This is a genomic window from Herbidospora mongoliensis (genome assembly GCF_001570545.1).
Lineage (GTDB): Bacteria > Actinomycetota > Actinomycetes > Streptosporangiales > Streptosporangiaceae > Herbidospora > Herbidospora mongoliensis.
The window spans coordinates 429975-443608 of sequence record NZ_BBXD01000009.1 but is presented as its reverse complement, the minus strand read 5'-3'; the positions used below and the strand labels follow the sequence as shown (position 1 = coordinate 443608).

Genomic DNA, 13634 nt, shown 5'->3' with positions numbered 1-13634 from the left:
GTGCCCACCACGGGGCGGCCCTTCGAGCTGCCCGACTTCTACCGCCCCTGGCCGCCGCGGCTGAACCCGCACGTCGAGGCGTCCCGCGCGCACAACCGCGCCTGGGCCGCCCGGCACGGCCTGATCGACGAGGGCACCTGGGACGCGGCCACGGCCGACTCCATCGACCTGGCCCTGTTCGCCGCCTACTGCTTCCCGGACGCGACCCCGGCCCAGCTCGACCTGCTGACCGACTGGTACTTCTGGGGGTTCTACTTCGACGACTGGTTCCTGCGCCACTACAAGGCGACGGGTGACGTCATCGGGGCGGCCGCGTGGCTGGCCGACGTGCGCGCGTTCATGCCCGCCGACCTGGCGCAGCCGGTTCCGGAGGCGACCGATCCCGTACAGGCGACTCTGGCGGAGCTGTGGGCGCGGACCGTGCCGGGCACCACCCAGGAGTGGCGGCGGCGGTTCGGCGACAACACGTTCGCGCAGATGGACGACGCCTTCTGGGAACTCGGCAACCTGGCGGCGGGACGAGTCCCGAACCCCATCGACTACCTGGAGCGCCGCCGCGGCGCCGGGGCCGGTCGCTGGGTGGCCGACCTGATCGAGCTGGTCAACGGCACCCCACTCCCTGATCACGTGTGGGCGTCGCGGCCGGTCCAGGTCATGCGGGACACCTTCACCGACGCGCAGGTGCTGCTCAACGACGTCTTCTCCTACCAGCGGGAGACGGAGGTCGAGGGCGAGATCCACAACTTCGTCCTCGTGCTGCGCGAGTTCCTCGGGATGACCCCGCAGGAGGCCGCCGACACGACGAACGACCTGCTCACGTCGCGGCTGCTGCAGTTCGAGAGCACGTTGCTGACCGAACTGCCGGACCTGCCGCTGACGCCCGCCGAACGCCTGGCCGTGGTGAACATCGCCAGGTCGTTGCAGGACGCCAACGCGGGGTCGCACGAGTGGCATCTGCGCTCGTCGCGGTACATGAACGAGGCGACCAGGCACGCCGACCCGAAAGTGCCGGTCTGGCGTCATCCGACCGGTCTCGGCACCTCGGCGGCCCGGCTGTGGGCGGGTCATCGTCCGGTCGACCGGCGGGCCACCTTCCAGCAGCCCCTGGCGGACAGACCGGCTCCCAGCAGCCCGTTCGCCGGCGGAACCCGGACCGCCGCGGCCGACTGGGCGCGGCGCATGGGCCTGCCCTATTCGCCGCAGGCGGTGTCGTGGACGGTCACGGCGCACAACGGCGTGTCACGTGATCGACTCGAGGTTCTTTCCCAGTGGTACGTCTTCCTCGCCGCCCTCGACACCACCGTCGACCGCCTGTTCAAGTCACGCGGAGATGTGGCCGGCGGGAAGGTGTTTCTGAAACGGCTGCCGCTGTTTCTGACCGACAACCCCCCGGTGCCGCTCAATCCGGTCGAACGGGGCCTGGCCGACCTGTGGGGGAGGGCTCCGCTCGATACGGCCCATTTCGAGCAGCTCCTTGAGACCCGCGAGTGGGAACTCGGCAACAGTGCCCGTAGCCGCGTCCCCGACCCGGTCGACCACCTCCAGACGCGCCGGGCCGAGCATGCCGGGCTGATGGTGGATCTGGTCGGGTACGGCCTGGCCCTCCCGCCCGCCGGGAGAACGGCGCTGGAGGAGTGTTTCGCCGACATCGCGACGGCGCGGCGCGACCTGGTGACGTACAAAGACAAGATCGCGGTCCCCGCCGAGGTCAGCAACGGTGTGCTGGCCCTGCAACGGCTGCTCGATTGCGACCTGCAACAGGCCGCCGACGTCGTCGGGGACCTGCTGACCGCTCGCCGCGCCCAGTTCGACCGCCTGGCGGCCGACGCCCCCGGCGACTACGTGGAAGCGCTGCGCACGTGGCTGGGGGGCGATCTCGGAGATCGTACAAGACTGGGCATGTCGGGCCTGGGCACGAGAGGAGCACACGCATGGCGACCAGCCTGACCACGAGTCTGACCACGGGCGCGGCCCGCACCCTGGCGACGACGACCAAGACCGAACCGCACACGGCGTCGACGACACCGCGACACCTACTGGCGATCATGGAGTGGACGGAGCTCCCCGGCGGCACCTACCGGCGCACCAGCACGCTCCGCCGCACGATCGCCCGCGCGGGCAGCTCCCAACCGGGCGTCGTGGTCGCGGCCGGCCATGTGGGAGAGCCCGAAATTCCCGGCATGTACGTGGAATACGGACACCCCCCGCGCGAATACGAGCTGGCCGCCGCACAGACGATCATGCGGGTCCACCGCCGGGTCGGCGACCTCTACAACGACCCGCACGACCAGTACGAGCAGCAACTACGGCTCACCCTCGACGCCCTGGCGGAGCGCAAGGAACTCGACATCGCCCGCGAACTCCTCCAGGCGCCGCCGGAACGGCACCGCATCACCACGAACCAGGGCCCGCCCACCCCCCTCGACCTGGACAACCTCATCTGCAAGCAGACCTCACCGCGCTTCCTCCTCGCCCACCCGAGGGCGATCGCCGCGTTCAGCCGGGAGTGCAGCAGGTTCGGCGTCCAGCCCGGCGAGGTCGAGTTCCAGGGCCGCCGGGTGCTCGGCTGGCGCGGCCTGCCGTTCCTGCCGTGCGACAAACTGCCCATCGCCGCCGACCACACGACGAGCATCCTGGTCGTCCGCCCGGGGGAGAAGCGCCAGGGCGTGGTGGGCCTGCGCCCGTCGGAGAATCCGGTCGTCCGCGAACTCGGCACCTCGCGGCAGGCCGTCACGAGTTACCTGGTGAGCGAGTACTACGCGGTCGCCGTCCTGATCCCCAACGCCGTCTGCGCGCTCGACGGTGTGCAGGTGGTGCGTACTTCGACGCACTGAGCATTCCGACGCCGTCGTCACGTCCTTTCACGCGGAGAGTTCACTTCCCGGCGTGAAAGGACGTGACGGAGATGGAAACCAGGCAGCGGGCCGTGTGGGCCGATGTGGCCAAAGGCGTCTGCATTCTGCTCGTGGTGCTGTGGCACACGGTCAACAAGAGCTACCTGGCCGTCGAATGGACGTCAGCCGGCCCGTTCCCCGTGCTGTGGGGCGTTTTCGGCGACGCCCTGATGACATTGCGGATGCCGCTCTTCTTCGCCATCTCGGGGATGTTCGCGCTGAGCGCGTACCGGAAACCGTGGGCGGAGGTCATCCGGTCGAGGGTGGCCAAATTCCTGTACCTCTACCTGGCCTGGATGCTCGTCCACACCGCCATCCTCTGGTTCACCCCGTCTTTCGACACCCTGAGCGCCCGAAGCGTCGGCGAATTCGCCGAACAGTTCCTCATCACCCCGCCCAACCTCTGGTACCTGTACGCCCTGGCCCTCTATTTCGCCGCGGCCAAACTGCTGAAGCGAATCCCGATACCGGTCCTCTTGGGCGCGGCGGCATTACTCGCGGTCGTCACCGCCGCCGGTGTTTTCGACACCCCGGGAAACCGTGGCTCGTTACTCCAGAACTTCGTCTTCTTCCTCATGGGCCTGCACCTGCGCCCCCTGGCCGAACGCATCGCCCAGACCACGACCTGGCGCCGCACCGCAATCATCGGTCTCGTGTACGGAACCGCCCTCGCCGCCATGCTCCTGCTGTCGGCCCAGCGGATCCCGACCGTGTGGACCCTGGTGTCGCTCCTGGCGATGGTCTTCGGCCTGTCGGCGGCCCCACTGCTCGGCCGGCTCACCCTGATCGGCGACAGCCTGGCCTGGCTGGGCCGCCGCACCCTGCCGATCTACGTCATCCACATGCCGCTGCTGGCCCTGCTCCACACGGGCGTCTCGGACCTGCTCGGTTCAGCACCGCTGGTCGTGGCCGCGCTCTACCCGGCGCTGGTGACCGGGGGACTGGTGGCGGTCTGCCTGCTCATCGACCGGATCCTCCCGTCGTGGCTGACGGACCTCCCTCAGCTGACGAGGCGGGACCGGTGGCGTTCGACCAGGAATCGCGTCGCGAAGGTCAGCGGCTCGTCGAGCGCCTCGTCCAACGTCAACCACTGATAGACGTCGCCCTCGCCCTCGTCGAGGGCCACCGGCGGCTCGGTCCCGACGGACGTCACGTAGGTGTGCCACACGTGCCCGTCGGCTCCACGCCGGCACTGGTCTCCGTCGATCGGCTCGGTCGCGACCAGTGACAGGGAGAGCGCCTGCAGCCCGGTCTCCTCCTGGAGTTCCCGGGCCGCGCTCACCTCGGGCACCTCGCCCCGCTCCACGTGCCCGGCCGGAACGGTCAGCGCGAAGGGGAAGGCGATCCGGTTGAAGAACAGGAAGCGCCCGGAGGGGTCGCGGACGAAGACACCCGCCGTCTCGTGCCACAGGCGCAGCGCCCCGTCGACGACCAGGCAGCGGTCGGCGATCTCTCCGCAGGTGGTGCAGCGGCAGCGGCTTCGCCCGGTCTCGGTGAACCACTCGACGGTCTCGGCATCGCAGTTCAAGCAGTATTCGTGGCGCATAAGGCGAGCCGTACCCCTCGGATAGAAACGCTGTGCCTGCTGCCGTCTTCCGGGCGACACCGGTAATCATGGCAGGAAATTCTTCCGGGCGGCCGTCTTGACGAAAATCCTGATCAATGCTGCCCGTATATCGGTCATGCGCTATAGGGACGGCCCTTGACGGGCGAAAAGCGCCCAGGCATTCTGCCTTCGACTGGCACGTTCCAGAGCGGAAATGGGAACCCGCCTCATTCGCGGGCCGCACTTCGGCGAACGCCACTGCCGGAAGCAGGAGTGACGAATGCTCAAGGAGAAGAAACGGGTCAAGCCCGACCCGGACATGGAGCTCGACGAGTCGGAGCCCATCCCGATCCTCGACATGGCCAGGACCGAGGGCTTCCAGGCCTTCTCCGAGCGGCTCGAACAGGGTGACTCGGTCGCCCAAGACCTGCTGGACAGCTGGGGCGTTGACAACCTCGACACCGTCAAGGGCTTCGAGGCCTGGTTCGGCAACGTCCACGGAGTCAGCGAGGCCACCACGCCGGGCGAGCTTCTCATCGCCGTCGACAGCCTGCCGGACAAGGACGACGCCGACGTCTGGAAGGCCCTCGCCGGGATCCTCGGCTTCGCCCCGGACACCGCCTCGCCCGAGAAGATCCTGGCCGGCACGGTCGTCAGGCACGTCATGGACGCCGACGAGGGCGTCCGCGACGAGATCGGGGAGTTCTTCGGCGCCATCGACGAGGACCTCGACGCCTACGACCTGGAGCTGGCCCGGCAGGGCGGCACGGCCCTGTTCGGCGACCCGGAGACCGACGAGCCGAAGGTGGCGTCCTCCCGGCTGAACGACAACATCAGGAGGGCCACCGCCACGCGGCTGCGGAGCATCAAGGACGGGATGGTCCCCGGGGTCCGCGTCGACACCTCCGAACAGCGGTCGCTCGACCGGCTGGCCTGGGTGCTGGCCAACCTGAAGGCCAGCCGTGAGTGCGTGGCCGTGGTGACCATGCTGGAGGACGAGATCCGGCTGTTCGCCAACGCGGCCGACGCCCAGCTCGCCGGTGACTTCAAGCGGCTCTTCGACGCGGCGGTGGAGGGCCAGCGCAAGGCCGCCGACGACATCAGCGCCATGTTCACGGAGATGGTCGACCAGAAACTGGAGGTCCGGGTCCTCAAGCAGGGCAAGGTGCCCGACGACATCCTGCGCCGGGGCGAGCGGCGGCTCCGCAAGACGCTCAACTACCTGGCCTCCCTGGAGAAGGACTGGGACGACCTGCGGGTGATGACCCACCGGGCCGCGAACGGGATGAAGATCCACGCGGAGACCCAGGCCGGCGACGTGATGCTGCGCCGGCGCGCCGCCGCGCTCGGCGAGGAGGCCGGGTGGTCCGACGACGAGGACATCGAGAAGCGCGAGGCGGCTCTCCAGGACAAGATCAACGACGGGAAGCGGGCCCGGCTCTCCCGCCGGGTCACCGACGCCAAGATCGCGATCGGCATCTCCAAGCTGTGCTGCTTCAAGTGCTGGCTCATGATCCGCGCGCTCCGCGCCAAGGGCATCGACCTGGCGCCGTCGGGCACCCACCTCAAGACCTACGCGGCCGGCTGGCCCGCGCCCGCCAGCCTGACCCGGCCCTCGCTGCTGCGCGCGTTCCTGGCGATCCCGGCGGACCCGAAGGACCGCGACGAGACCGCGAACTACCTCCTGCGGGCCATGGAGACCGCCGACGGCCGGGCGGCGATCATCACGGAGATCGTCTCTTACACCGACGCGGGCCAGAAGGAGTCCGGCTACGACTCCAGCGAGGACGAGAGCGAGATCAAGCTCACCCTCTGGAAGAACTACTACGAGGACGACGACGAGGAGGAGGGCTCGTCCTCGGACGAGGAGGAGGTCAAGAAGCCGATCAAGAAGGCCGCTCCGCCGCCGAAGCCGAAGAAGCTCGTCAAGAAGCCCCCGCCCAGAAAGAGGGTGGAGCGCGAGTCGTCGGACGACGAGCAGGACGAGCGCAACGGGTCGAGTGACGACGACTTCGTCCACCCCGAGCCGATCGCCGACTCCGCGCCGCGCCGGATGACCCGGTCGAGCGGCATCCAGCTGCCCGAGGTCAGGGACGTCGGCGACCCGCCCACGGCGAGCTTCGCCAAACGCAAGGTCAGCACGGCGAACAAGCGGAAGACCCCGCCCAAGCACCGGAGGAAGACGACCAAGTAGCGCTAGCCGTAGACCAGCCGGAGCGTGTCGTCGACCCCCTGGTAGACCGACCGGATCGGCCGGCGGCCCATGATCCAGCCGCGTAACCCCTGGTCGGCGACCGCCCGCAGGGTCGAGATGACGACCTCGTCGGCCTCCGTCGCGGCGGTTCGCATGATGTCGGCGAACAGGGCGTCGAGGGAGGTGTAGATCTCGGCGGCCCGGGGGTCGGGCGTGGTCTGCAGGACGATCATCAGCCGGTAGAACTGCGGCTGCGCCTGGAAGGCGCGGATCGTGTGGTGCAGAACCGCGCGTAAGCGGTCGCCCTCCGTGTCGCTCGACGGGGGGACGCGGTCGAGTTCGCGCTTCAGGCCGTCCTGCCACTCGGTGAAGACGGCCGCGAACAGGTGTTCCTTCGAGGAGAAGTAGCGGTAGAGCGTGCCGAGCGCGACCTCGGCGTCCCTGGCCACGTCGGAGACCTTGATCTTGTCGTAGTCGCCGGTGGACAGGCTGCGCAGGGCGGTCCTGACGATGCGGGCGCGGCGTTCGCGCTGGTCCTTGCGGAGCGGCTCCGGCGCTGCCGGGCCCGGCACGTCGGTGACCATCGCGGAGTTCTCCTGACCCGGTGGGAAATATCCGATCCAGCGTACAACTCCCGATGATCATGAGGTCGGGAAACGGTCTTGTTGTACTGTGCGACGCACAGTACTGTGTGGAACATCATGGAACTCGAACTCAGGCGAGGCGTGATCGTGCTGGCGGTCCTCTCCCAGCTCGACACCTTCCGCTACGGCTACGAGCTGCGGCAGGCCCTCGCCGAACAGGGCATGGCGATCGAAGAGGGCACCCTCTACCCGCTGCTGCGCCGCCTGGAGAACCAGGGCGCGCTGATCAGCGACTGGCGCACCGACGGCGGTTCGCCCCGCCGCTACTACACCCTCAGCGACGACGGCCGGGCCCAATACGCCCGGCTGGCCCGCTCCTGGCGGGAACTCACCGCCACCATGGACAAACTTCTTGAGGGGGAGCTGTGAACGCCACCCAACTCATCGACGCCTACGTCGCCGACGTCGCGAAGCGACTGCCCCGCCGCCAGCGCGCCGACGTGGCCGCCGAACTGCGAACCATCCTTCTGGACGAACTGGGCGACCGCACCCGCCCGGAAGACGCCCACCAGGTGATCGACGCCTTCGGCCGCCCGGCCGAGGCCGCCGCGCGCTACCGCTCCCCGCTGGTCCTGCTCGATCCGGCCGACTCGCGCGCGTTCCTGCGCTGGTCGCTGATCGGCATGGCGGTCATCTGGGCGCTGGGAGTGGCCGACGGGTTCGCGAACCCGACCCCGAACCCGGCCGCCACCTGGTGGCTGGGCGTCGCCATCCCGTCGCTGTGGTGGCCGGGCGTGCTGTTCGCGGCGTTCGCGCTGGGGGCGTACACACGAAGGAAATGGCCCGAAAGGGCCAGGTGGAAGCCGAGCGCGGCCGACACCGGCCACCTCAACCGGGGCTGGCACGCCGCCGCGCTGGTCTTCTACATCGGTGGCACGATCGCCCTGGTCGCCCTGCCGTGGCTGCGCTACGACCCGGTCTTCCACGCGCAGCGCGGCCCCTGGGTGCTGGCGTTGCTGATCGCCCACCTGGTCGTGTACGCCGCCGCCATCGCCGCCGGCCGCTGGAACACCCTGACGAGACGACTCGACATCGCGCTGAACCTGCTCGTCGGGGGAGTGCTGGTCTGGGCCATGGCGGCCGGGGCCCTGTTCACCGAGCGGTGGGTCGACGACATGGTGAAGTTCATCGTCATCGTCATCCTGCTGGTCACGGCCGCCGACGTCGTGCAGAAGCTCCGTCGGGAACTGCGTCAGCACTCCGCGAACGTTTCCTCCACCTGATCGGCGGCCCAGGTTCTCCGGTACGCATCCACGAGCCACGCGTCGGCGCGGGCCTCGTCGGGGTGTTCGGGGAGCACGCTCAGCGGGATGAGTTCGGCCAGCCGCTGCTCCAGCCGGGACGCCATCGCGAGCGCCTCGTCCCTGTCGATCTCGCCGGTGCGGATGGCGATGATGAGGTCCCGCTGCGGTATCGGCAGCGTGATGCGGCCGGTCTCCAGGAGTTCGGCGCCCTGGAGGCCGAGGCGGACCATGTGCCCGGCCGACTTGGGGCTCTGGCCGCGCTGGCGCTGGGCCCGCAGGTAGCCGATGAACCGGTCGCCGGCCCGCCGGGACAGCAGGAACGACGGTCCCTCGGCCAGCAGTTCCGCGCCGAGGTCGGTCACCAGGGCGTCGGGGGCGAACAGGGCCAGCAGGACGGTCGGGTTGCCGTCGAGGGCGAGGCGCGTCCACTTGCGCAGACTGTATACAGTCAGGTCGAGATCGCCCGGCCCCGACTTCACCCCTTCGGGCACCGAGCGGTGGATGTACTGCTCGAAGGTCCGCAGCCCGATCACATATTCCGGCGGTTCGACGCAGATGCCCAGTTCGTCGCGGTCGCTCGTGTCGCCGACGGAGGTGCCGTGGAGGCGGGAGCCGATCTCGCAGCGCAGAATCGAGTGCCCGGCCGCGATGGCGGCGAACTCGGGGGTGGAATGTCGGGTCCATCCGGTCATGGGGGCAAGCATGGTCTTCTTCATAGAAGGACGACGATCGTCGTAGTACGATAAGTTTCGAACTAGATGGAATGAGGAAACCATGCTGTTCGAACCCCTGACGTTGCGGTCGCTGACCTTCCCCAACCGGGTCTGGATGTCGCCGATGTGCCAATATTCGGCCGCCGCCGAGGGTCCGGACACCGGCGCTCCGGCCGACTGGCACTTCGCCCATCTGGCCGCCCGCGCCGTCGGCGGGGCCGGGCTCGTGATGGCCGAGGCGACCGCGGTCTCCGCCGAGGGCCGCATCAGCCCGGCCGACACGGGCCTGTGGAACGACCGGCAGGAGGAGGCGTGGGAGCGCATCACGCGCTTCGTCGCCGCTCAGGGTGTGGTCCCCGGAATCCAGCTCGCGCACGCGGGGCGCAAGGCGTCCACCGGCCGGCCCTGGAACGGCGGCGGACCGCTCGGTCCCGACGACCACGGCTGGACGCCGGTCGGCCCCAGCCCGATCCCCTTCTCCGACGCTCACGCGACCCCCGACGCGCTGACCCCGGCCGAGATCGGCAAGCTGGTCGAGGCGTTCGCCACCTCGGCCGAACGGGCGCTGCGGGCCGGGTTCCGGGTGGTCGAAATCCACGGCGCCCACGGCTACCTGATCCACGAGTTCCTGTCTCCGCACAGCAACCGCCGCACCGACGCCTACGGGGGCACGTTCGAGAACCGGGCCCGTTTCGGTCTCGAGGTCGTCGACGCCGTGCGCGCGGTCTGGCCGCAGGAGCTGCCGCTGCTGTTCCGGGTGTCGGCCACCGACTGGCTGCCCGAGGGCGAACCGGCGTGGACGCCCGGCCAGACCGTCATGCTCGCGGCCGAACTCGCCGCGCGCGGGGTCGACCTGATCGACGTGTCGAGCGGCGGCAACGCGGCCACCCAGAAGATCCCGCTCGGACCGGGCTACCAGGTGCCCTTCGCGCAGCAGATCAGGGCCGAGGCCGGGGTGCCGGTCGCGGCGGTCGGGCTGATCACCGAGCCCGAGCAGGCCGAGGAGATCGTCGCCACCGGGAAGGCCGACGCGGTGTTCCTCGGCCGGGCGCTGCTGCGCGACCCCTACTGGCCGGTCCGCGCGTCGGCTAACTGGCCCGCGCAGTATCGGCGCGGGGCGCCTTCACCGCGTTGACAACCGCGTTCACGACACTGTCGAGAAGACCCGGGAACCGGCGGTCGAGGTCGGCCCGGCGCAGGCCGTTGAGCTTCGAGGTGCCCCGGTAGACCTGAGTGATCACCCCGGCCTCGCGCAGCACGCGGTAGTGGTGGGTCGTCGTCGACTTGCTGACGGCCAGGTCGATGGCCGAACAGGGCACCTCGACGCCGGAGGCGGCCAGGAACCGCACGATCTCCAGCCGGGCCGGGTCGGCCAGCGCGTGCAGCACCGCTTCGAGCCGGATCTCCTCGGCCGGGGGGTGTTCCAGGACTCTCGCCGTCATCCTCCGATGATAATCCGATGAACGTCGGACTATCGAGTGAGCCGGTAGAAGCGCCAGAAGCCGAAATCGCCGATCGGCAGGGTCTCGAGTCCGGCGAATCCGGCGTCGAGGGCGTACGTCCGCAGGGTGCCCGGGCGCATCACGGTCCCGGTGGCGGCCGAAGGGGTGTGGGCGCGGCCGTCGGGCAGGCAGATGAGCAGGCTGAAGCCGTACATGAGGCGCTCCACGTCGTCGCCCTCGGGCCGGAAGGCGTCGGCGACCGCCTCGTCCATGACGATGACCTGTCCGCCGGGCTTCACGGCGCGGCGTACGGCCGAAAGGACGCCGACCGGCTGGGGCATGTCGTGGACGCACTCGAACGCGAACGCCACGTCGTAGGCGGCCTCCGGCAGGCTGCCCGCGTCGCCGGTGCGGAAGGTGGCGTTCGGCACGTCGGCGTTGGCCCGCGCCAGGTCGATCGACGGCGGATCGATGTCGACGCCCTCCACGGTCGCCCCCGGGTAGGCGCGGGCCAGTGCGATCGTCGACCAGCCAGCGCCGCAGCCCACGTCGAGCACCCGGGCGCCCGGAGCCGACAGGGCCGCGTCAAGATCGGCGATCTTGCCGATCGCGCCGGGCAGGGCGTGCTCGAACCAGGGGCGGTTCATGTCGGCCTGCGACTCGCGGACGTCCGGGCCGAAGTCGTCCCAGCCCACGCCGCCGCCCTTCCGGTAGGCGGTCAGCAGCGCCGGCAACTGCGCGGCCGCTCCGGCCAGCATGCGGGCCAGCGGCGCCAGGTAGTCGAGGCTGCTGCGGTCGGTCAGCACCTCGGCGGCGGCCGGCGGCAGCACGAAGCGCCCGTCGGCGTCGACGGCCAGGATCCCGGCCACCGCCTGCTGCTCCAGCCACTCGCGGGCGTAGCGTTCGTCGCCGCCGGCCCGCGCCACCAGCTCGGCGGGGGTGGCCGGACCTGACGTCAGGGCGGTGTACCAGCCGAGGCGGTCGCCCAGGTGGATCGCGAGCACGTCGGTCATGCCGAGCGCGGCGCGGAAGAGCCGGTCGGCGAACCCGGCGACGGTCGTCTCCATGTCGAAATTCCTCTCAGTCACCCGCCTGTACGTTCCCCGCACCGGGATCGGTTCCGTGACAGCGCCGCGAAGTCTCCGTGACAGGAGCGCCCCGCATGGTGGCCCCATGAACCGTTTCGTCACCGGCGAATCGCTCGAGACGCGCTTCCAGCGCGGTGACGAGCGGGCCTTCGCCGACATCGCCGGCCGCTACGCGCGGCCCATGTTCGCCGCCGCCTACGGCATGCTCGGCGACTCCGAACTCGCGGCGGACGCCGTACAGGAGGCCCTGGTCAAGATCTGGCAGAAGGCCGCCACCTACGATCCGGACCGCGAGCTGGCGCCCTGGCTCTACACCATCACCCGCCGCGCCGCCGTCGACGTCCACCGCCGGACCCGCAGAGCCGCGAGCGCGACCGACCTGGACGCGGTCGCGGGCCGTCTCGCGGTGCCGCCGCCGTCACTGGACCGCCAGTGGACGGCCGTGCAGGTGTCCCGTGCGCTGGCCAGGCTCACCCCCCAGGAGGCCGAGGTGCTGCGGATGGCCTACTTCGAGGACATGACGCAGACCGAGATCGGCGAGGCGCTCGGCGTGCCGCTCGGCACGGTGAAGAGCCGCACCTTCCGTGCCCAGCGGCGGCTGGCGGGCATGCTCGGGCACCTGCGATTCGGACCGGCCGAAAGCCGTCACGAAGCGTCGCCCGGGAAGCCGGAGGCGGGACACAGGCCGAGCCTGTGCCCCGTCCGGTGAAGATCTCAGAAAAGCGCTCCCTGGTCCTGTCTGTCGACCACCTCCTTCCGTGGGTGAGCCCGCTCACCGGGTCGCCGCGACCTCACCGGCGTCCCGCCACCTCCCGTGCACGACCGGCCCGGCCCGTGACCCCGCGAGCCGGGCCGGCGGGTCGAGCCGGAACCCGCCGGGACCGACCGTGAGCACAGAACCGGGCGCCCTCGGCGAGTGGAACGGCACCCGCACCACCTCGCCGTCGAAGCCCGCCGCCGGGCCCAGCGTTCCCTCGGGGATCGCGGGTTCGACGACCTCACCGGTCGACGGCGTGAAGATCACCAGCCGTGAACCGGCGCCCCGTTCCACCCGCAGCGCGATCCGGCTCCCGTCGCCGCCCAGGGCGGTGACCTGAGCGGGCAGCCCGGAGAGGACCGGACGGCCGCGCCAGCGCAACTCGGGGGACTGGCCGGCCGGCATCCCGACCAGACCCCCCGCCAGAACCCGGGCGCCGGTGACCGCGCCGGGCATCAGCTCCCACGAGCCGGTCACCAGATCGAGGACCACCGGGCCGGGCGCCGACGGCCGTGTCAGGCCGAGGAGCCGGGGCGCGAGAACCACCCCCGGGCTGCTCGCGCCCGGCGGCAGATCGGCCAGCTTCGAAAGCCCGTGACCGGTCACCCGGTGGACCGCGTCACCCGTCACCAGGTCGTCGGTCAGGTGCATCCACGGCCCGCGACCGGCCGTGAGGGTCGTCTCGGTCGACTGGGTGACCAGCGAGATCCGGTGACGGCCGTCGTCGTTGCGGCACAGCAGCGCGCGCTCGCCGCCGAGCGGGCTGATCTGGGTGGTGACGTCGCAGGCCGAGGCCAGCGGGCGCACCAGTGGGTCGGGACCGGTGAAGTCCCAGACCTCCGGGCGGAACACGTCGCCCTGGGCGGCCGCCAGACACGCGGCGTACCGCCCGTCGGCGGAGAACCGCCAGTTCACCCTCATCGCTGTCCCCCGGTCTCCGCTCTGGCGCCCGGGGACACCGGGCGCCAGGCAACACGATGCTCAGGTCGGCTTGTGGGCGACTTGTGGGCTACTGAAGATCCAGTGGGCGGACCATAACCGCTTATCAGGGCAGGGTTTTCTGACCGTTGACGTCCTCTTAGCACACTTGTAACATTCAGCCATCACTGCGC

The 13634-nt window shown here is 70.2% G+C and carries 14 protein-coding genes; 8 read left to right on the top strand and 6 right to left on the bottom strand.

The features are described from left to right. The 3 genes from AW272_RS06360 to AW272_RS06350 all read left to right on the top strand — a co-directional run bounded on the left by AW272_RS06360 (position 1) and on the right by AW272_RS06350 (position 3988). On the top strand, positions 1-1947 hold the full coding sequence (locus tag AW272_RS06360) for a terpene synthase family protein (protein WP_066361753.1): 1947 nt from the start codon (positions 1-3) through the stop codon (positions 1945-1947). After that, positions 1932-2834 carry a hypothetical protein gene (locus AW272_RS06355; RefSeq protein WP_066361752.1) on the top strand — a complete coding sequence of 301 codons (903 nt, stop codon included), beginning with the start codon at positions 1932-1934 and terminating at the stop codon, positions 2832-2834. The genes AW272_RS06360 and AW272_RS06355 overlap by 16 nt, the downstream gene beginning before the upstream one ends. Before the next feature lie 71 nt (positions 2835-2905). After that, positions 2906-3988 (top strand): acyltransferase family protein, encoded by a 1083-nt coding sequence (locus tag AW272_RS06350; protein WP_066361751.1) that lies wholly within the window; start codon positions 2906-2908, stop codon positions 3986-3988. Here AW272_RS06350 and AW272_RS06345 read toward each other — a convergent pair. Further along, entirely contained in the window at positions 3895-4422 is a 528-nt protein-coding gene (locus AW272_RS06345) for an NUDIX hydrolase (protein ID WP_245657214.1), read from the bottom strand. The two genes, AW272_RS06350 and AW272_RS06345, sit on opposite strands and share 94 nt — an antisense overlap. Before the next feature lie 298 nt (positions 4423-4720). Between AW272_RS06345 and AW272_RS06340 the strand changes: the two genes are divergently transcribed. Beyond that, a complete protein-coding gene (locus AW272_RS06340; protein WP_066361748.1) occupies positions 4721-6634 on the top strand; it encodes a hypothetical protein in 1914 nt (637 codons plus the stop codon). A 2-nt stretch (positions 6635-6636) separates the two neighbouring features. Here AW272_RS06340 and AW272_RS06335 read toward each other — a convergent pair whose 3' ends face one another. After that, positions 6637-7218, bottom strand: a complete 582-nt coding sequence (locus AW272_RS06335; protein ID WP_066361746.1) for a TetR/AcrR family transcriptional regulator — start codon at positions 7216-7218, stop codon at positions 6637-6639. A 117-nt stretch (positions 7219-7335) separates the two neighbouring features. On the opposite strand from AW272_RS06335, the gene AW272_RS06330 reads away from it, so the two are divergent. Both AW272_RS06330 and AW272_RS06325 read left to right on the top strand, forming a co-directional pair. Further along, positions 7336-7647: a PadR family transcriptional regulator gene (locus AW272_RS06330; protein ID WP_066361744.1), complete on the top strand. Its 312-nt coding sequence runs from the start codon at positions 7336-7338 to the stop codon at positions 7645-7647. Continuing rightward, a complete protein-coding gene (locus AW272_RS06325; protein WP_066361743.1) occupies positions 7644-8501 on the top strand; it encodes a hypothetical protein in 858 nt (285 codons plus the stop codon). Before AW272_RS06330 ends, AW272_RS06325 begins: the two co-directional genes overlap by 4 nt. Here AW272_RS06325 and AW272_RS06320 read toward each other — a convergent pair. Beyond that, positions 8471-9214 carry a nucleotidyltransferase domain-containing protein gene (locus AW272_RS06320; protein WP_066361741.1) on the bottom strand — a complete coding sequence of 248 codons (744 nt, stop codon included), beginning with the start codon at positions 9212-9214 and terminating at the stop codon, positions 8471-8473. The two genes, AW272_RS06325 and AW272_RS06320, sit on opposite strands and share 31 nt — an antisense overlap. 82 nt (positions 9215-9296) lie before the next feature. On the opposite strand from AW272_RS06320, the gene AW272_RS06315 reads away from it, so the two are divergent. After that, positions 9297-10370 (top strand): NADH:flavin oxidoreductase/NADH oxidase, encoded by a 1074-nt coding sequence (locus tag AW272_RS06315; protein ID WP_066361736.1) that lies wholly within the window; start codon positions 9297-9299, stop codon positions 10368-10370. On the opposite strand, the gene AW272_RS06310 is transcribed toward AW272_RS06315, so the two are convergent. Continuing rightward, entirely contained in the window at positions 10324-10677 is a 354-nt protein-coding gene (locus AW272_RS06310) for an ArsR/SmtB family transcription factor (RefSeq protein ID WP_066361735.1), read from the bottom strand. The two genes, AW272_RS06315 and AW272_RS06310, sit on opposite strands and share 47 nt — an antisense overlap. A 29-nt stretch (positions 10678-10706) precedes the next feature. After that, positions 10707-11744, bottom strand: a complete 1038-nt coding sequence (locus AW272_RS06305; protein WP_066361734.1) for a class I SAM-dependent methyltransferase — start codon at positions 11742-11744, stop codon at positions 10707-10709. Between the two features lie 106 nt (positions 11745-11850). Between AW272_RS06305 and AW272_RS06300 the strand changes: the two genes are divergently transcribed. Further along, complete coding sequence (locus AW272_RS06300; RefSeq protein ID WP_066361733.1) at positions 11851-12474, top strand: RNA polymerase sigma factor; 624 nt, start codon at positions 11851-11853, stop codon at positions 12472-12474. Between the two features lie 63 nt (positions 12475-12537). Here the strand turns inward: AW272_RS06300 and AW272_RS06295 are convergent, their stop codons facing one another. Beyond that, positions 12538-13443, bottom strand: a complete 906-nt coding sequence (locus AW272_RS06295) for a hypothetical protein (protein ID WP_066361732.1) — start codon at positions 13441-13443, stop codon at positions 12538-12540. Between the last annotated feature and the right edge of the window lie 191 nt (positions 13444-13634).

Excerpts from the sequence above, each read along its gene's own strand:
- AW272_RS06355 (WP_066361752.1), top strand. The coding sequence starts at position 1,932 with ATGGCGACCAGCCTGACCACGAGTCTGACCACGGGCGCGGCCCGCACC.
- AW272_RS06350 (WP_066361751.1), top strand. The coding sequence starts at position 2,906 with ATGGAAACCAGGCAGCGGGCCGTGTGGGCCGATGTGGCCAAAGGCGTC.
- AW272_RS06340 (WP_066361748.1), top strand. The coding sequence starts at position 4,721 with ATGCTCAAGGAGAAGAAACGGGTCAAGCCCGACCCGGACATGGAGCTC.
- AW272_RS06335 (WP_066361746.1), bottom strand. The coding sequence starts at position 7,218 with ATGGTCACCGACGTGCCGGGCCCGGCAGCGCCGGAGCCGCTCCGCAAG.
- AW272_RS06330 (WP_066361744.1), top strand. The coding sequence starts at position 7,336 with ATGGAACTCGAACTCAGGCGAGGCGTGATCGTGCTGGCGGTCCTCTCC.
- AW272_RS06320 (WP_066361741.1), bottom strand. The coding sequence starts at position 9,214 with ATGACCGGATGGACCCGACATTCCACCCCCGAGTTCGCCGCCATCGCG.
- AW272_RS06315 (WP_066361736.1), top strand. The coding sequence starts at position 9,297 with ATGCTGTTCGAACCCCTGACGTTGCGGTCGCTGACCTTCCCCAACCGG.
- AW272_RS06310 (WP_066361735.1), bottom strand. The coding sequence starts at position 10,677 with ATGACGGCGAGAGTCCTGGAACACCCCCCGGCCGAGGAGATCCGGCTC.
- AW272_RS06305 (WP_066361734.1), bottom strand. The coding sequence starts at position 11,744 with ATGGAGACGACCGTCGCCGGGTTCGCCGACCGGCTCTTCCGCGCCGCG.
- AW272_RS06300 (WP_066361733.1), top strand. The coding sequence starts at position 11,851 with ATGAACCGTTTCGTCACCGGCGAATCGCTCGAGACGCGCTTCCAGCGC.
- AW272_RS06295 (WP_066361732.1), bottom strand. The coding sequence starts at position 13,443 with ATGAGGGTGAACTGGCGGTTCTCCGCCGACGGGCGGTACGCCGCGTGT.